The organism is Fluviibacterium sp. S390, assembly GCF_049800695.1.
Taxonomy (GTDB): Bacteria; Pseudomonadota; Alphaproteobacteria; order Rhodobacterales; family Rhodobacteraceae; genus Meridianimarinicoccus.
On the sequence record NZ_JBNAFN010000004.1, the window covers coordinates 1 to 18,074 of the forward strand.

Below are 18,074 nucleotides of genomic sequence, written 5' to 3' on the forward strand. Positions count from 1 at the left end.
CTGGGCTGGCCGCCGAACACAGTGAAGAAAAGACCGTGATGATCGACGCGACGTATCTGAAGGCACACCGCACCGCGTCCAGCCTGGGCGTTAAAAAGGGGGGCGTGGCCGCCTGATCGGCCGAACCAAGGGCGGTATGAATACAAAGCTGCACGCCGTCTGCGACAGCCTGGGGCGACCAATCAATCTCTTCGTCACCGCCGGGCAGGTGAGCGATTACATCGGCGCACGGGCATTGGTGAGCAGCCTGCCGAATGCCGAGTGGCTGCTCGGGGACCGGGGCTATGACGCAGACTGGTTCAGAGAAGCATTGAAAGACAAGGGGATACGAGCCTGTATCCCCGGCCGAAAGCAGCGCAAGACAGCCATCAAGTATGACAAGCGTCGATACAAGCGCCGCAACCGCATCGAGATCATGTTCGGAAGACTGAAAGACTGGCGGCGTGTGGCCACTCGCTACGACCGATGCCCAAAAGTCTTCCTCTCAGCCATCGCATTGGCCGCAACCGTCATGTTCTGGCTTTGAGACAAGAACGAGTCCTGACCCTACGAAAGGGCTTATTCGGCGTCGCTTATTCTGAAGGCACCCTCCAACGTGAGATACGCATTCTCACGATTGCCACCACCCACCACCGTGAGCAGATCACCGATGCTCGACGATACATTTGTCTTCAAGTCATCGTCCGTCAGGTTGTTGACAGCCCACTTGGCCGCTGACTTTACAGATGCCTTGATTTCAAGAATGCCGTAGATTTCTTCCAATGCACGGCAGTACTCTGTGGACGGATGCCCGCCATCTCTGGACGTACCGTATGAAGGTCGCTCTCCCTCTTCAGCGGCATAGAGACGGGCAAGCCTCAACGCCACGGCCCGCGCAAAGTAGTTCGCAGGACGATGCTTCACTGCCCAGAATTGCCGTTCCTGAACCTTTAGTTCCGCCAGTCTTTGGGTCAACTCCTGTCGGTAGTCCAACAATACTTGCAGTGCATTGATTGTAAGGCCATCTTGGATTGCGTTCATCCTGATCAATTCTGAAGTGCTATCTGGCCGGCGAACCGCAAGTCGACGACGTGCACCATGATCAACTACGGTTCTCAGCCTGCTGAACATTGCTTCATGTTCGGGAGTTTTCTTTGAACGGTCGCCCAAAACAGCTTCCAACAAGCCACTTATGCCTTCCAACGCTCTGTCGACCGCACCCTTTTCGCGAAGATACTCGGACTTGTGGTCGTGAATGTTAGGGCGTGAAACATCAAGCGTCGCACCGGCCGGCGCTAGAGCGTTCTGGACGGGCCTACCCAAAAGGCGATCCACCACAGACGCAACCTGCTCTTCTATGCTTGGGTCCTTCATTAAGTCCCCCTTCTGAGTACCCTTTTCAGACTAGCGCAATACCTGTGGAGCCAATGAGATGCTACCCGGCAGATCAAAAGGGGACACAATGACGACCCTTTTGAGATTTACTTTCCCGGTAAGCCAGAGTTGGTCGGTAGGTGTACTACCGTTGCATCAGCCCGGGTTACGAAGCACGACCACTTCTCCATGAGCAAACGACGCTTTTCCAGGAGATCTGATCTGGCATAGGCACGCTCCACGTTGGAACCTATCGTATGCGCCAAGGACACTTCAGCGACTTCGCGTGGGGTGTTAGTGGCCTCGGTTGCCCAGTCGCGAAAGCTGGACCTGAACCCGTGCACGGTGACACCCTCTACCTTCATGCGGCGCAACAGCATCAACATGGACATGTTTGACAATGGCTTGTGCCGTTTCTGCCCCTCGAATACATAGTCTGACTGCATAGCCTTCAGTGGTTCAATGATTGCCAGCATCTCATCGGTCAGGGGAACCCTGTGCACGTCACCGGCTTTCATGCGTTCCGCAGGACAACTCCAAAGCCGTGCTTCAAGGTCGATTTCCTCCCATCGCATGCCAAGGACCTCGCCTGTACGTGACCCCGTCAAACAAGTGAACATCAGTGCCTTAGCTGCCATGGCATTGCGGTCATTCAGATCCGCATAGAACGCGGGCACGTCTTGCCAGCGCATTGAGTTGTGATGTTTGGGCTTGACCTTTACTTTTGGCAAGACACCTGCGTCCTTGATCCCCGTCACGGGGTTCTCGCCAGACCTGAACCCCTTGGACTTTGCCACATCCAGGACGGTCTTCATTCGTTGCATCAAGCGCCGCGCGGTTTCGTGCTTCTCCGTCCATATTGGGGACAAGCACATCATCACTTCGGGCTGGCCGATACTGTCCACCGGCATCCGTCCAATTTTGGGAAAGGCGTAGTCACGGAGCGTGTTGATCCACTGCTGGCCGTGTTTCGCGTTCTTCCACGTGGGCAAACGGTCGATGTGAACTTGCTGGGCAATTTCTTCGAAGGTTGGAATTTCCGACTTCACATTGAAACGCGGGTTCAGCCCCTGCTTGGCCATCCGACGGTATTCCAATGCTCGATCACGAGCCTGATGCAACGTGACGATATCGGCACCGCCCAAGCCGAAGTCTGTGCGTAGTGGTCCACCTTTCCGGTTTCTCTGTCCTTTAACGACAACGCGCACGATCCAGCGGCGTGCGCCCGAGGGGTCTACAACCAAGTAGAGCCCATTGCCGTCCCCATGACGACCCGGCCCAAGGTTCTCAACCAGCTTCCGTGTCAACTTCCCACTCAGCACCGCCAACGATAATACCACCTTTCGTACCACTCAGTGAGACAATACAAGCACAAGCGAACGAAAGCCAGAGAAACCGCCAAGGTGATTTCGTCACCTTTTAACAGATATTTACTAAGGTAATGGTACGTCAGAAGGAATGGGGAAAAGGATGGTCTGGCGGAGCGGGTGGGATTCGAACCCACGGTACGCTTCCGCGCACGGTAGTTTTCAAGACTACTGCCTTCGACCACTCGGCCACCGCTCCACTAGTGCGGTGCTAAAAGGCCAAACCTGATTTGACAAGGGTCGATACGCCAGACCGACCGATCCTGGCGCCCGATAGAGAAGGTCTTCGCGAACCGGGCCGCGATAAGACCGTGTTGCGGGCGGGTTTTCGATGTGGCCAACCCCACAGGAGTGCGCCATCCTTGTGGTCAGGAGACTGCGGATCGACCTCTCGCAATTGCCTTGTCCCCGGCCGCTTTTCAGATGGCGTCGGCGTTCTTGCACAAATCGCATTGAGGGAGTCACTGCGGGCATCCAGCATGCCTGACCAGTTGGCCCCCGAGGAAGTCCAGGACCACGAACGGGTCATCCTGGAGTGGCAGCTTGAGCCAGCGTGGATCGGTTTGTATCTGGTTCGACCCCGGGATGATCAGGGCTCCGCTACCGACCGGCAGGCGGGGTCGTCTAGCGAGCTTCAGTGACGCGAGGCCAGACCTGCCTGACGCTGAAGGTGCTGTTCGGATCGCCGCCGAGGCAGACAACCGGGTTGGCGCAAGGCCTCTTGCGGCTGGTCTGTCTGGGCTGGACCGCGTCCGTTTTCAGTACCCTTTGCCGCTGGCAAGGAAAGCTGGCGTGAGAGTGCCCCGGGCTGCTGCACCTTCTGATCCACATCACCGACATCAAGGCCGAGGGTGAATGCGAATGGAACGCCACAAACGCCGGAGAGACGCGCGACAAAGGCCGCGCGCGTCGCGATACCCGGACAGCGCCTTGTGGCGAAGATGGAGCGACCATCACCGCCGAAGCCGCGTCGAACCGAAGATGCACCGTATGAAGCTGTTGGGGCACAGCCTCGTGGCGCGGGGCTTCGACCGACAGGGCGCGGAAATCCAGATCCGCATCGCCGTCCCCAGACGCTATACCACCGTTGGCACACATGTCACCCAGGTCTTGGGGCAAGTCCTACCAGAGAGGGGGAGTACGGCTTGCAATCGAAGTGTTCAACAAAGCCCCGCAGTGTGTGCGTTCATGATTCTTCAAATTTTGCAGACGCGGCGAATGTCGGTTGGTGGTCGGACGGTGGCTCGGGGCCGATACCGGCAACCACGGCACCGTGAGCCGATCCCAGATTGCAAGAATGCCGGCCCTTTCGGACCGGCATTCCGATATCGAACACTTGCTAGGACTTTACGTCCAGTGGGCATTCAATCCCCAACGAGAGTCTGTATTTTTGTGGCCCGAATGCCCCTCAATTGCCCGTCGAAAAAACACGGGGTCCGCTAGGTCTCCGCGCCTAGCCGCATTTCGAAAAGCCGCAGTTTGCGCAGGTCATGCAGCCCTCGATCATCCGCATCTCGTAGCTGCCACAACTGGAGCAGGCCTTGCCCTTCGGGGCCGCCAGTCCCGTGACGGGATCTGCATGGGGGTCGGTCTTCAGGCCAAGCCCCTCTCCGTCGATGAAGCCGATGGCGATCATGTGCTTTTCGATGGTGCCACCGATGGCCGCCAGGATCGAGGGGATGTATTTGCCCTCCATCCACGCCCCGCCGCGCGGGTCGAACACCGCCTTCAATTCCTCGACGACGAAGGAGACATCGCCGCCGCGCCGGAACACCGCCGAGATCATCCGGGTCAGGGCAACGGTCCAGCTGAAATGCTCCATGTTCTTGGAATTGATGAAGATTTCGAACGGGCGGCGATGGCCGTTCACTTCAACATCGTTGATGGTGATATAGATGGCATGCTCGCTGTCGGGCCATTTCAGCTTGTAGGTGTTGCCTTCCAGGGCCACGGGACGGTCAAGCGGCTCGGTCAGGTGGACGACGCCACCAACCTCGACCGGTTGCACCACAGGGGCCGCTTTCGGCTTCTCCTCGGCGACGCTCAGCACGCTGCCGGTTACGTCGTTCGGGCGATAGGTGGTGCAGCCCTTGCAGCCCTGGTCCCAGGCGGCCATGTAGACGTCCTTGAACTCTTCAAAGCCGATGTCCGCCGGGCAGTTGATGGTCTTCGAGATGCTGGAATCGATCCACTTCTGAGCCGCGGCCTGCATCCGCACGTGATCGAGCGGCGCCAGCGTCTGGGCGTTGACGAAATGGTCGGGCAGGTCCACGTCGCCGAACTTCTCGCGCCACAGTTTCACGGCGTAATCGACAACCTCTTCCTCGGTGCGCGAGCCATCCTTCTGCAGCACCTTGCGGGTGTAGCTGTAGGCGAACACCGGCTCGATCCCCGACGAGACATTGCCCGCATAAAGGCTGATGGTCCCGGTCGGCGCGATGGAGGTCAGCAGCGCGTTGCGGATACCATGCTTGGCAATGGCGTCGCGCACGTCGTCGTCCATGGCCTGCATGGTGCCGCTGGCCAGGTATTTGTCGGCGTCGAACAGCGGGAAGGCGCCCTTTTCCTTCGCCAGATCGACCGAGGCCAGATAGGCGGCGCGGGCGATTGCCTGCAACCAGCACTCGGTTTGACGCGCCGCGTCCTCGGAGCCATAGCGCAGCCCGACCATCAGCAGGGCGTCGGCCAGCCCGGTGACCCCCAGCCCGATCCGGCGCTTGTTCTGCGCCTCTGTTTCTTGCGCGGGAAGCGGGAAGCGCGAAGCGTCGACCACGTTGTCCATCATCCGAACGGCGGTGCGCACCAAATCGTCCAGGGCGTCCTCGTCCAGCGCCGCATCGCCCTCGAAGGGGTTCGACACCAGCTTGGCCATATTGATCGAGCCCAGCAGGCAGGCGCCATAGGGTGGCAGCGGTTGCTCGCCACAGGGGTTGGTGGCGGCGATGGTCTCGCAGTAGTTCAGGTTGTTGGCAGCGTTGATCCGGTCGATGAAAATCACGCCCGGTTCGGCATAGTCATAGGTCGACTGCATGATCCGGTCCCACAGGTCGCGGGCGCGGACAGTGTTGTAGACCACCCCGTCGAAGACCAGATCCCAGGGCCGGTCAGCCTTGACGGCTTCCATGAATGGATCGGTCACCAGCACCGACAGGTTGAACATGCGCAGCCGTGCGGCGTCGGATTTGGCGGTGATGAACTGTTCCACATCCGGGTGGTCGCAGCGCATGGTCGCCATCATCGCCCCCCGGCGCGAGCCTGCGGACATGATCGTGCGGCACATGGCGTCCCAGACGTCCATGAAGCTCAGCGGGCCCGAGGCATCCGCCGCGACCCCCTGTACCGGCGCGCCCTTGGGCCGGATGGTCGAGAAATCATAGCCAATGCCGCCGCCCTGCTGCATGGTCAGCGCGGCTTCCTTCAGCATGTCGAAGATGCCGGCCATGCTGTCGGGCACGGTGCCCATGACGAAGCAGTTGAACAGGGTCACGCTGCGCGCGGTCCCGGCGCCGGCGATGATCCGGCCGGCGGGCAGGAACTTGAAGTCCTCCAGTGCGCCATAGAATTTCTCCTCCCAGGCGGCAGGATCCTTTTCGACCGTCGCAAGCGCCCCGGCAATGCGTCGCCAGGTATCTTCAACCCCATGATCCACGGGGGTGCCCTCTGCGTCTTTCAGGCGGTATTTCATGTCCCAGATGGATTCGGCGATGGGGGCGGAAAAGCGGCTCATGGATGGGGCTCTCTGGCAGGAGGAAACGGCCTCAAGTTCTACCTTGTCCGGCGGCCGCGATCAACTATCTTTAACGACATACAGGGGGTGACAGGTGCCAAACCACATAAATCTGGTAAAACTTTGCGTCGGCGCCGAAGCGGTTGACGACCTGGTCGCGTGGCAAAAGACCCGTGCGGCCCAGCAGCCCGACGGGTTGCCCCGCCACGTCACCCGCATGTGGCCCAAGCGCGAAGCGGAATTGCTGGCCGGCGGGTCGCTGTTCTGGGTGTTCAAGGGGGCGATCCTGGCGCGGCAGCGCATCCTGCGACTGGACGAGGTGATCGGCGAGGACGGCATCCGGCGCTGCGGGATCGTCATGGACCCGCAGATCTTCCGCACCCGCCCTGCCCCGCGCCGCCCGTTTCAGGGCTGGCGCTATCTGAAGCCCGAGGATTCACCGGCCGATCTGGATCGGGCATCGGAGACCGGCGATGATCGGCTGCCACGTGAGATGCAGGCAGCGCTGGCCGAGATCGGAGTCCTCTGATCCGGTGCGGCCTGTCTTGGCCGTCGCCGCACCTTGAGTATTTCCAACAAGAAAAAGATCAGGTGGGTGCGGCGGCGAGGCAGTCTTTCAGCACCTGCAACGCCTTGCGATCGTCGCCGGTCCATTGCGCCTTGCGGGATTTGAACAGCGTGGCCTGGCTGCGGTGAATGATCCCGTCGCCGAGGATCTTGAGATGATTGGCGCGCAGGGTTTCGCCGGTCGAGGTGATGTCGGCGATGGCCTCGGCGGTCAGGTTCTTGACCGTACCTTCGGTGGCACCCTGGCTGTCGACCAGCTGATAGTCCGCCACGCCTTCCTTCCTGAGATATTCGCGCACCAGCCGGTGGTATTTCGTGGCGATGCGCAGTCGGAAACCATGGGTGGCGCGGAAGGCGGCGGCGGCGCTGTCGAGATCGGCGATGGTGTCCACATCGACCCAGCATTTCGGCACCGCGATGATGAGATCGGCAAAGCCGAAGCCCATGGGCTCCAGTTCGATCACATGGTCGTGCCAGGCCGCAAGCTTGTCGCGCACGAGGTCAGAGCCGGTTACGCCGAGGTGGATCCGGCCACGGGCCAGTTCACGGGGTATTTCCGACGCCGAGAGCAGCACCAGTTCCATCCCGTCGATCCCGGTGACGGCACCGCTGTACTCGCGCTCGGCTCCGGTGCGGCTGAGGCCGATCCCGCGGGCGCTGAACCAGTCGAAGGTCTTTTCCATCAACCGTCCCTTGGACGGCACGCCAAGCTTCAGGGTCATGCGGGATCTCCGCTGCGCAGGTCCAGAAGAGAGGCCGGACGGATCATGCCGCCCACGGCCGGCATGGCGGTGCCTTGCCCGAGGATCCGGGTCAGTGCGTCATAGCGCCCGCCAAGGGCAACCGGCGGCAGACCCGGCTGTTCCGTGCCGGAGAAGCCGAACACGAAGCCGTCGTAGTATTCCATGGTGGTGCGCCCGAATTCCGCCTCGAAAGGCAAGTGGTCGATGTCGACGCCACGGGCCTGCAGCGCGTCGAGCCGCCGTTCGAACCGCTGCACCGCGTCGTGCATCGCGGGCATGTCCACGGCGATGTCGCTCAGTCGCTCCAGCGCGGCGGGGCTCATGTCCTTGAGCGTGATGACCTGATCCAGAGACGCCAGTTCGCCCTCGGTCAGGGGCGGTTCCGACAGGTCATCCGCCAGACGATCAAGGCGTTTGCGGATCTCGTCGGGGTCGCGCAGACCGATGAACATCCCGGCGCGCGACAGCACGTCTTCGCCCCGCGCATGTGCCTCCAGCAGCGTCACACGCTGCGGCGTGGCCGGGGTGCGGCCCGAGAAACGCTCCAGCAGGGTGCGGAAGCGGCGCGGACGCCAGAGGTGGCGCATCAGCGCGGCGCGGCGCGGCGCCGACAGTTTCAACCCGGAAATCGCCGCCCGCAGGATACCCACGTCGCCGGTCGCGGCGCGCAGCGGCAGATCCGCCAGCAGGGTCGCGAACAGCGCGTAGACCTCGGCATCGGCCTTTTCCGGGGCTTCAGCGTCGAACAACTCGAAGCCCACTTGCAGGTATTCATTGGCGCGATCGTAGTCGCCTTCCTGCTTGCGGAACACCTCGCCCAGATAGGTATAGCGCGCGGTGCCGGCCCCGTTGGACATATGCGCTTGCACCACCGGCACGGTGAAATCCGGGCGCATCATCAACTCGCCATGCAGCGGATCCATGGTGACATAGGCTCGCGCGCGGATGTCCTCGCCGTAAAGGTCCAGCAGGGTTTCGGCAGGCAGCAGGATGTCCGCATCCACCGGCGTGGCGCCAGCCGCCTCGAAACAGGCGCGCAGGCGTTGGGCCTCGGCGAGGATCTGGGACTTGCAGGGCTCGGTCATTGGCCCCGGTCCAGCATCTTGCGCACCTCGGCCACCAGATCGCTGCGGGGTACTTCGCGCTGCGCGGCGTGGGATTTCCATTCTTCCAGGCTGGCCTGTGCGGCGATCTCCGCGCCCAGTTTCAGATCCTTGATCTGCACCATGTCGCGCGCGGCCTCGTCGCCGCCCTGGATCACCGCCAGGGGCGCATCGCGGCGGTCGGCGTATTTCATCTGGTTGCCGAAGTTCTTCGGGTTGCCGAGGTAGACTTCCGCCCGGACGCCCGCCGCGCGCAGGTCGGCGACCATGGATTGATAGTCGGCCATGCGGTCGCGATCCATCACCGTCACCACCACCGGCCCATGGGCCTGCGCTGCGGTCCGGCCCTTGGCGGTCAGCGCCGCAAGCAGACGATCGACGCCGATGGACACGCCGGTGGCCGGCACGGCCTGCCCGGTGAAGCGCTTGACCAGATCGTCGTAACGACCGCCCCCGGCCACCGAGCCGAACTGACGCGGGCGGCCCTTGTCGTCGGTGATCTCGAAGGTCAGTTCGGCCTCGAAAACCGGGCCTGTATAGTAGCCCAGTCCGCGCACCACAGCAGGATCGATCTCGACCCGGTCGGCGCCATAACCGCCTGCCGCCATCAGATCAGCGATTTGCTGTAACTCGTCGACCCCCTGCGCGCCGGTTTTGGACCCGCCGATCAGGGCCTGAAGGTTGGCCACCGTGGCGGCGCCATCGGCCCCGCGCGCATCCAGAAAGCCCAGAACGATGGCTGCCTGATCGTCGCTCAGCCCGGCACCCTTGGTGAAATCGCCCGAGGCATCTTCGCGTCCCGCCCCCAGCAGCGCCCGCACGCCGTCGCGGCCCAGACGGTCCAGCTTGTCGATGGCGCGCAGCACGATGCCGCGTTCCGCGGCAAGGGCCATGGGATCGTCGGGGTTGAGCACGCCTGCGGCCTCCATCACCCCGTTCAGAACCTTGCGGTTGTTGACCTTGACGACATAGTCGCCCCGGTCGATGCCCACGGCTTCCAGCGCGTCTGACAGCATCGACAGGATCTCGGCGTCGGCGGCAACTGTCGGCGCGCCCACGGTATCGGCATCGCATTGATAGAACTGGCGGAACCGTCCCGGCCCCGGCTTTTCGTTGCGCCAGACCGGGCCCATGGCATAGCGCCGGTAGGGCGTCGGCAGATCGTTGCGGAACTGGGCATAGACGCGGGCCAGTGGCGCGGTCAGATCATAGCGCAGGGCCAGCCAGTCGCTGTCCTCCTCCTGCCAGGCGAACACACCTTCGTTGGGCCGATCCACGTCGGGCAGGAACTTGCCAAGCGCCTCGACGGTCTCGACGGCGGCACTTTCCAGCGCGTCGAACCCGTAAAGATGATACACCTCGGCGATGCGGTCCAGCATCGCCTTGCGTTCGGTCACCTCAGCGCCGAAATAGTCACGGAAGCCCTTCGGCGTTTCCGCCTTGGGGCGTGGCTGTTTCTTGTCCTTCTTGGCCATGGGGGCTCCACCTCTGACGGTCGCGGCCCCTCTACCGGATGGAGGGTGCGGGAGCAACCTATTGACCCCTCTCGTGGCGATACAAAGCCGAACAACACAAGGATTTGGCAAATGACCGAGACTGCGACACAGGCTATGCAGGAACGAATGGCCTATCTGGAGCGCACGCTGAGCGACCTGTCGGACGTGATCGCGCGGCAAGATCGCGAGATCCAGACCCTGACCCGGCGGGTCGCCATGCTGATGCAGCGCGAGGCCGAGCGGGAGTCCGACCTGGGCGGCACCGTCCCGCTGGCGGACCAGAAGCCGCCGCACTGGTAGGGCGCTGGCGGGCTGCCATGGCATCAGGCGGGTCCCGGCGCAGACGACACGATTGCATCGCAGCGCAAGGGGCGATACCTCCTGTCCCTCGACAGCAGGGAGGCACGGGCATGGCACACATCTGGGTCAGGGCAGAACAGCGCGAGATGGAACAGCGGGTAGGATTGACCCCGCAAGGCGCCAAAGCGCTTCTGGACGCAGGCCATCAGGTGACGGTCGAGGACTCTCCCGCCCGCGCCATTCCGACGGACGGCTATGCCAAAGCGGGCTGCGTGATCGCCCCGGCGCACAGTTGGCCCGACGCGCCGTCAGATGCGATCATTTTAGGCCTTAAGGAACTGGACGCGGATGGTCCCGACCTGACCCATCGCCACATCATGTTCGGCCATGCCTACAAGGGGCAGGCGGATGGCCCGGCACTGCTGCGCCGGTTCCGGCGCGGCGGTGGCACCCTGCTGGATCTGGAATACCTGCTGGACGACACCGGGCGGCGCATCGCTGCCTTCGGCTATTGGGCCGGATTTGCCGGGGCGGCCATCGGCATGAAGGCCTGGATCGCGCAGACGTCCGGAACCTCGCTTGGCGCTATCGGTGTCTATCCCGGAAAAACGGCCTTGCTGGATGAATTGCGCAAGGATCTTGCCGCCCTTCCCGATGCGCCCGCGCCTGCCGCCCTTGTCATCGGTGCCCTGGGTCGCGTGGGCAGTGGGGCCTGCGATCTTTGCACCGCCCTGGGTCTGTCCGTCACCCGCTGGGACAAGGCGGAAACCGCCAGCGGCGGCCCCTTCCCCGAAATTCTGGACCATGAGATATTCGTCAACTGCATCCTCGCCAGCCCCAGCGTGCCGGTCTTCGTCCCGGCAGAGGCCGTGGCCAAGGCACGGCGCCTGAGCGTCATTGCCGATGTCTCCTGCGACCCGAGCAGCAGCTACAACCCGATCCCGATCTACCACCGCTCGACCACCTTCGCCGACCCGCTTGTCCGGGTGACCGACAGCCCGGTGCCGCTGGATGTCATGGCCATCGACAACCTGCCGTCCATGCTGCCCGCGGAAAGCAGCGAGGACTACGCCGACCAGCTTTTGCCCTACCTCGAAGATCTCGACACTGATCGCACCGGGGTCTGGAAACGGGCCGGGGCGATCTATGAAACCCACGTCTCCAAAGTTTGAAAGCCTGTACCATGCCAAGATTGCACTGGGTCGGAACCGGCCTGTCCACACGCCCCGGCCTGCGCCGGCTGATCGAAAACGGCCACGATGTGGTGGTCTGGAACCGCACGCCCGCCAAGGCGCTTGCGGCGCTGGAAGGACTGTCTGCCGACGTGCGGGCCTTCGATCCCGACGCATTCGCCGTCGCGCTGCAGCCCGGCGATATCGCCGTCTCGATGCTGCCGGGGGACTGGCATGTGACCATCGCGCAGGCCTGCCTGGCCGCCGGGGCGCATTTCGTGTCGTCCTCCTACATCTCGCCCCAGATGCAGGCACTGGATGCGGCGTTCCGCGACCAGGGCCTGGTTTCGATCAACGAGGTCGGTCTTGATCCCGGCATCGATCACCTGATGGCCCATTGGCTGGTTTCGGACTATCGCGCATCGGGGGTGCATGACCCGGCCAACGAGATCACCTTTCGCAGCTATTGCGGCGGCTTGCCAAAAATCCCCAACCCGTTCCGCTACAAGTTCAGCTGGTCGCCCCTGGGCGTGCTGAAGGCGCTACGGTCCCCGTCCCGCTCGCTGAAGGATTTCGAGGACTTCAACGTGACGCGCCCGTGGGACAGCCTGACCCGCTATGATGCGCCCCTGCCCGCGCCGGAGAGCTTCGAGGTCTATCCCAACCGCGACAGCCTGCCATTCATCGCGGAATATGACTTTGATCCGGACTGGCGCCTTCGCACCTTCGTGCGCGGCACCCTGCGGCTGGAAGGCTGGGCGGAAGCCTGGGACGATCTTTTCCGCGAGATCGAAGGCCTGTCCGGACCGGAAGGCGAGACCCGACTGCAGGAGATGTCGGAAACCCTTTTGCAGCAGCACCAGTTCGATGACGGCGAGGCCGATCGCGTGGTGATGTGCGTGGAACTGCGCGCCGACCGTGCAGGCGTGCCGGTCTATCACAAGACCTATGTCATGGATGCCCACGGCGACGACCGCGGTTCCGCCATGGCACGGCTGGTGTCGGTTACTGTGTCGTTGGCGGTGGAGTCCGTTCTGGAAGGTGAGATCGCGCCGGGCGTATCGGCGGCACCCCCGGACCTGCGGCTGGTCGATCGCTGGCTGAGCGTGGTTGCCAAACAGGCACAGCATCTGGAAATCGTTGACAATCTGGACCAAGCGTAACGGGCGGGGCCAGCCACGGAAACCGACTGTGCAGTAATGCGAATTACAATTGCAGAGACAACGGGCTTTCGGTTCGGGCAATCTGGCGCCCCAAAACAAACCCAGTCTCAATTGCTCAATTCGTATGACGCGCAAATAAAAAAACTGAGGCCCTGGATGTATTACGTCCAGGGCTATTTCCGACCGCGGCACCCTCAAAACCGCTATCCTCAATAATGTAAAGACATCATCACGTCGCGCTCGCACCGCCACACCGGCACGGCATCGAATGAGAGGTCTGTTTCATTGCCCTCTCTTTTCCGGCATTTTTAGCCTCATTTTCATCCCCGTTCCGTGCGGGAACGTTAAATGAGTTCATTTCCATTTTTCCATTACCCCGTGCTTATTAATGACACCACACACCGTGGTTCGCAATGAAAGGAAATTGAAATGAAAACGACCCTGAAAGCTGCCCTGCTTGCCGCAACCGTCGCCCTGCCCTCTGCCTCGGCCGTCTGGGCCACCACCGACACCGACACGATGGCCATCGGCCAGTCGATGCTGGTCGGCGCCCTGGTGAATTCGCTGAGTTTGCAAAGCATCGACAGTGCCGGGATCGAGAAACTGACGCTGACCGAGATCGTGCAGCTTCGCCAGATCCTGTCGGACGATGACACCAACACGTCCACCATGCGCCAACAGGCGTCGGATATCCTGGACGCGGCCCGCGCCCGCTGAGGGATGCGCGTCATCGCATGGGCACCCCAGACGGGGCCCGTGCGATGCGTTGAACCGGCCGCGACGACACCTCGGGACCCGTCTCACTTTGACGTGCGGTCCGTGGAAAACCGTCCCGCTTCTGCCTAGGTCTGCTACAATGCACCACCCATCAACCGGGAATGAACCTATGAAAACTGCTCGGAAATCCCTTGCCCTTGCCATGACCGTCGCCCTTGTGGCGACCGGCGCCCATGCCACCGATCAATATGGTCAAGTCCTGAAGAACCGTGTCTCGGGGATGGGTCTGGATCCCAGCCCGATTGACTGCATGAGCACCGCCGATAAGGTAGAGCTGAACTCGGCATTGACGGGCGGGCGGGTCAAAAATGCGGACAAACGCAGCACCGCGAAATTCCTGCTGAGCCAGGCCGCCAAGAAGTGCTGAACCAACGCGACTGCCCGCGCAGTCGCCTTCAGCCCTTGTGAGGTTCCGCATGCAAACATTTCTTGGGGCCCTGTTTCTGGCAGGTGCCTGCGCCCTGTCAGCCTGTACCGTAACCACGGCAACCGCGCCTTCCCCAACGACGACAGAAACGACGGCAGCTTCCACGGTGCCCGCCAACAACAGCCAGTATGCGCTCATGGTCAAGAACCGGGTGTCGTGGATGGGTCTGGATCCGACGCCAGTGAACTGCATGGAAAAAGTCGACATGGTGGAATTGAACTCCATCATCTCGGATGGAGGTCTGTTCCCGCTTGAAAAACGCAACCAAGTGAAGTTCAAGCTGAGCGAAGCCGCCAAGAAGTGCTGATCCTTCCTAGAAATCCTCGACCACAACAACCCCGTCCAGCGATTTGACGGCACCCTTGATGGCGGGGTTGACATAATAGGGCTCGGGCAGCTTGATCTGCACCTCGCCCGGGAGGTCCGGTCCCAGCAAGCACAGTTCCACCGGCGACCGCGCGGGCACGCGGGTTTCCTCGCGCGCCTTTTCCAGCATCGCTGCAATGGTTTCCAGAGTTTCGCTGCGATTCAGGAAGACCCGCAGCCCCATGGGCGCGCCCGCCGTGGCCACGGAATCCACCGGCACCACGCTGCGGCACAGCAGTTTCAACTGGTCGGCCTCGCTGGTGGCTTCCACCGTCATCACCACGTTGGTGCCCGCCTCCAGCAAATCGCGACTGGCCTCAAGCGTATCCGAGAATATCGTGACTTCATAAAGTCCCGATGGGTCCGACAGTTGCGCAAAGGCAAAGCGTTTCCCGCGCGCCGACTTGCGTTCCTGCCGCCCAGCCACGGCCCCGGCCAGCTTGGCCACCAACGGCGCGGTGCGGGCGGCCTCCTCCACCTCGGCCAGCGTCTTGACCCCGGCCCGTTTCAGCGCGGGCATGTAGTCGTCCAGCGGATGCCCCGACAGGTAAAAACCGATCGCGGTATGTTCCTCGCCCAGCCGTTCGGCTGGCAACCAGTCGGTCACTTGCGACATGCGCGGTTCCGGCAGATCATCCCCGGCCTCGCCGAACAGCGACACTTGTGACGATCCGCGCTGATCGTGAATGGCGGCGGAATAGGCCACCAGTGCGTCAAGCGATTTGAACACCCGGTGGCGGTTGCTGTCGAGTTGATCGAAGGCCCCGGCACGGGCCAGCATTTCCATCGGGCGCTTGCCGATGCGCTTCAGATCCACCCGGCGGGCGAAGTCGAACAGATTGGCAAAGGGTTTGTCACCCCGCCCCGCCTCGACCAGCTTCATCGCCTCGATGCCCACGTTCTTCAGCGCGCCCAGCCCGTAGACGACCTTGCCATCGGCGACCGAAAACATCGCCTGCGAACGGTTCACGCAGGGCGGCACGATCTCCAGACCCAACCCGCGCCGAACCTCTTCGGCATAGACCGCCAGCTTGTCGGTCAGATGGATGTCGCAATTCATGACCCCGGCCATGAACTCGACCGGGTGGTTCGCCTTCAGCCAGCCGGTTTGATAGCTGACCACCGCATAGGCCGCGGCGTGTGACTTGTTGAAGCCGTAGTTGGCGAATTTCTCCAGAAGGTCGAACACCTCGCTCGCCTTCTTCTTGTCGACCCCGTTTTCCGCCGCGCCCTTTTCGAACTTGGGACGTTCGGCATCCATCGCCTCCTTGATCTTCTTGCCCATAGCGCGGCGCAGCAGATCGGCGCCGCCTAGGCTGTAGCCCGCCATCACCTGCGCAATCTGCATCACCTGTTCCTGGTAGACGATGATGCCCTGGGTTTCCTCAAGGATATGGTCGATCAGCGGATGGACCGAGGCACGCTCCTTCAGCCCGTTCTTGACCTCGCAATAGGTCGGGATATTTTCCATCGGGCCGGGGCGATACAGCGCCACCAGCGCCACGATATCCTCGATACACGTCGGTTTCATGCGCCGCAGCGCATCCATCATGCCCGAGCTTTCCACCTGGAACACCGCCACCGTCTTGGCATCGGCATACAGTCGATAGGTCTTTTCATCGTCCAGCGGGATCAGGTTGATCTGCCCCTCGGCCCCGGCCGCCGGCTCGTAAAGCTGCGTGCCATCGGCGGCAACGTGCAGCGGACGGCCCTGCGCCTCGATCAGGTCGATGGCGTTCTGGATCACGGTCAGGGTTTTCAGGCCCAGGAAGTCGAACTTCACCAGGCCGGCCTGTTCCACCCATTTCATGTTGAACTGGGTCGCAGGCATGTCCGAGCGCGGGTCGCGGTAAAGCGGCACAAGCGCGTCCAGCGGTCGATCCCCGATCACCACCCCCGCCGCGTGGGTCGAGGCATTGCGCAGCAGGCCTTCCACCTGCTGGCCATAATTCAGCAGTCGTTCCACCACCTCTTCGCGGCGGGCCTCTTCGCGCAGGCGCGGCTCGTCGATCAGCGCCTTCTCGATCGACACCGGCTTGACCCCCTCAACCGGGATCATCTTCGACAGGCGGTCCACCTGCCCGTAGGGCATCTGCAACACCCGCCCGATATCGCGCACGGCAGCCTTGGACAGCAGCGCGCCGAAGGTGATGATCTGGCCCACCTTGTCGCGGCCATATTTTTCTTGCACGTAGTGGATCACCTCTTCGCGGCGATCCATGCAGAAGTCGATGTCGAAGTCGGGCATCGACACCCGCTCGGGGTTCAGGAACCGTTCGAACAGCAGGCTGTAGCGCAGCGGATCAAGGTCGGTGATGGTCAGCGCATAGGCCACAAGGCTGCCCGCGCCCGAGCCCCGCCCCGGCCCCACCGGAATGTCGTGATCCTTGGCCCATTTGATGAAATCGGCCACGATCAGGAAATAGCCGGGAAAGCCCATGCCTTCGATGATGCCCAGCTCGAACTCCAGCCGTTTCTCATAGTCCTCGACCGAGGCCGCATGCGGGATGACTGCAAGGCGATCCTTCAGACCGGCCTGCGCCTGACGGCGCAATTCCTCGACTTCGTCGTCGGCGAAACGGGGCAGGATCGGCGGATGGGTCTCGGCCTTGAAGGCACAGCGGCGGGCGATCTCGACGGAATTTTCCAGCGCCTCGGGCAGATCGGCAAACAAGGTCGCCATTTCCTCGGGACTTTTCAGATAGTGCTGGGGCGTCAGGCGACGGCGCGGGTCCTGCTGATCCACATAAGCGCCATCGGCGATGCAGATCAGCGCGTCATGCGCCTCGTACATCTCGGCCTTGGGGAAATAGACGTCATTGGTGGCGACCAGCGGCAGATCCATCGCATAGGCGATCTCGACATGTCCGCGTTCGGTCCGGGCCTCGGCCTCGGGCAGGCCGTCCTCGCCGGGATGGCGCTGCAACTCGATATACAGCCGGTTGCCGAACCCTTCGGCCAGTTGCCGCACCAGCGCTTCGGCCGCCGGGCGATGCCCCGCCTGCAACAGCCGCCCCACCGGCCCGTCGGGACCGCCGGTCAGGCAGATGACATCCTCGGAATGCTCCAGAAGCTTGGCCAGCGGTACCTGTGGCACCTGCCCGTCGCTTTCCAGGTAGAGGACCGAGTTGAGCTTCATCAGGTGCGCGTACCCCGCCGCCGATTGCGCCAGCAGAACCACCGGCGCGGGCGGCAGCGGTTTTTCACCGGGGCGCGGGGTGTCATAGGCCAGATCCACCTGACAGCCGATGATCGGCTGCACGCCCGAGCGCGCCGAAAGCTCGGAAAACTCCAATGCGGCGAACATGTTGTTGGTGTCGGTCAACGCCACCGCCGGCATCCCCATCCCAGCCACGAGACCGGGCAGTTTCTTGACCCGAACCGCGCCTTCAAGAAGCGAGTATTCGGAATGCAGGCGCAGGTGGATGAATCGCGGAGAACTGGTCATGCGGCCAACCTAGAAGCCAGCGCAACGACGTGAAAGCCCTATCGGGGGCTCAGGGCGGCGGGCAC

Annotated in this window: 14 protein-coding genes, 1 tRNA gene and 2 pseudogenes; 9 read left to right on the forward strand and 8 right to left on the reverse strand. The window is 62.4% G+C overall.

Features of this window, described 5'->3' with window-relative positions:
* Window positions 1-526: pseudogene (locus ACP15K_RS04395) on the forward strand (IS5 family transposase); the annotation flags it as partial.
* A 32-nt stretch (window positions 527-558) separates the two neighbouring features.
* On the opposite strand, the gene ACP15K_RS04400 reads toward ACP15K_RS04395, so the two are convergent.
* The 3 genes from ACP15K_RS04400 to ACP15K_RS04410 form a co-directional block, all read right to left on the reverse strand.
* Window positions 559-1,353 carry a hypothetical protein gene (locus tag ACP15K_RS04400; protein ID WP_424989907.1) on the reverse strand — a complete coding sequence of 265 codons (795 nt, stop codon included), beginning with the start codon at window positions 1,351-1,353 and terminating at the stop codon, window positions 559-561.
* 107 nt (window positions 1,354-1,460) lie between these two features.
* Window positions 1,461-2,660 carry a tyrosine-type recombinase/integrase gene (locus ACP15K_RS04405; protein ID WP_424989908.1) on the reverse strand — a complete coding sequence of 400 codons (1,200 nt, stop codon included), beginning with the start codon at window positions 2,658-2,660 and terminating at the stop codon, window positions 1,461-1,463.
* Window positions 2,661-2,829: 169 nt separating this feature from the next.
* A tRNA-Ser gene (locus ACP15K_RS04410) sits at window positions 2,830-2,919 on the reverse strand.
* A 284-nt stretch (window positions 2,920-3,203) separates the two neighbouring features.
* Between ACP15K_RS04410 and ACP15K_RS04415 the strand changes: the two are divergent.
* Window positions 3,204-3,836, forward strand: a pseudogene (locus ACP15K_RS04415) (transposase); the annotation flags it as partial.
* A gap of 337 nt (window positions 3,837-4,173) precedes the next feature.
* Here ACP15K_RS04415 and ACP15K_RS04420 read toward each other — a convergent pair.
* Window positions 4,174-6,447 (reverse strand): adenosylcobalamin-dependent ribonucleoside-diphosphate reductase, encoded by a 2,274-nt coding sequence (locus ACP15K_RS04420; protein WP_193141535.1) that lies wholly within the window; start codon window positions 6,445-6,447, stop codon window positions 4,174-4,176.
* 94 nt (window positions 6,448-6,541) lie between these two features.
* On the opposite strand from ACP15K_RS04420, the gene ACP15K_RS04425 reads away from it, so the two are divergent.
* The gene (locus tag ACP15K_RS04425; RefSeq protein WP_193141534.1) at window positions 6,542-6,976 is read left to right on the forward strand and encodes a DUF1489 family protein; all 435 of its coding nucleotides are present in this window, start codon (window positions 6,542-6,544) and stop codon (window positions 6,974-6,976) included.
* A 58-nt stretch (window positions 6,977-7,034) separates the two neighbouring features.
* On the opposite strand, the gene hisG is transcribed toward ACP15K_RS04425, so the two are convergent.
* Genes hisG through hisS form a run of 3 tightly spaced genes read right to left on the reverse strand, consistent with a single transcriptional unit; the run spans window position 7,035 to window position 10,335 of the window.
* On the reverse strand, window positions 7,035-7,736 hold the full coding sequence (hisG, locus tag ACP15K_RS04430) for an ATP phosphoribosyltransferase (RefSeq protein ID WP_193141533.1): 702 nt from the start codon (window positions 7,734-7,736) through the stop codon (window positions 7,035-7,037).
* Window positions 7,733-8,842, reverse strand: a complete 1,110-nt coding sequence (locus ACP15K_RS04435; protein WP_424989909.1) for an ATP phosphoribosyltransferase regulatory subunit — start codon at window positions 8,840-8,842, stop codon at window positions 7,733-7,735. Before ACP15K_RS04435 ends, hisG begins: the two co-directional genes overlap by 4 nt.
* Window positions 8,839-10,335: a histidine--tRNA ligase gene (hisS, locus tag ACP15K_RS04440; protein ID WP_424989910.1), complete on the reverse strand. Its 1,497-nt coding sequence runs from the start codon at window positions 10,333-10,335 to the stop codon at window positions 8,839-8,841. The genes ACP15K_RS04435 and hisS overlap by 4 nt, the downstream gene beginning before the upstream one ends.
* A 111-nt stretch (window positions 10,336-10,446) precedes the next feature.
* On the opposite strand from hisS, the gene ACP15K_RS04445 reads away from it, so the two are divergent.
* The 6 genes from ACP15K_RS04445 (at window position 10,447) to ACP15K_RS04470 (ending at window position 14,502) form a co-directional block, all read left to right on the forward strand.
* Entirely contained in the window at window positions 10,447-10,656 is a 210-nt protein-coding gene (locus ACP15K_RS04445) for a SlyX family protein (protein ID WP_424989911.1), read from the forward strand.
* 110 nt (window positions 10,657-10,766) lie between these two features.
* Complete coding sequence (locus tag ACP15K_RS04450; protein WP_424989912.1) at window positions 10,767-11,828, forward strand: saccharopine dehydrogenase; 1,062 nt, start codon at window positions 10,767-10,769, stop codon at window positions 11,826-11,828.
* Window positions 11,829-11,839: 11 nt separating this feature from the next.
* The gene (locus tag ACP15K_RS04455; protein WP_424989913.1) at window positions 11,840-12,991 is read left to right on the forward strand and encodes a saccharopine dehydrogenase family protein; all 1,152 of its coding nucleotides are present in this window, start codon (window positions 11,840-11,842) and stop codon (window positions 12,989-12,991) included.
* A 429-nt stretch (window positions 12,992-13,420) separates the two neighbouring features.
* Window positions 13,421-13,708, forward strand: a complete 288-nt coding sequence (locus tag ACP15K_RS04460; protein WP_193141526.1) for a hypothetical protein — start codon at window positions 13,421-13,423, stop codon at window positions 13,706-13,708.
* A 202-nt stretch (window positions 13,709-13,910) separates the two neighbouring features.
* Window positions 13,911-14,135 (forward strand): hypothetical protein, encoded by a 225-nt coding sequence (locus tag ACP15K_RS04465; RefSeq protein WP_424989914.1) that lies wholly within the window; start codon window positions 13,911-13,913, stop codon window positions 14,133-14,135.
* A gap of 49 nt (window positions 14,136-14,184) precedes the next feature.
* Entirely contained in the window at window positions 14,185-14,502 is a 318-nt protein-coding gene (locus ACP15K_RS04470; RefSeq protein ID WP_193141524.1) for a hypothetical protein, read from the forward strand.
* Between the two features lie 6 nt (window positions 14,503-14,508).
* On the opposite strand, the gene dnaE is transcribed toward ACP15K_RS04470, so the two are convergent.
* On the reverse strand, window positions 14,509-18,009 hold the full coding sequence (gene dnaE, locus ACP15K_RS04475) for a DNA polymerase III subunit alpha (protein WP_424989915.1): 3,501 nt from the start codon (window positions 18,007-18,009) through the stop codon (window positions 14,509-14,511).
* Window positions 18,010-18,074 lie beyond the last annotated feature (65 nt).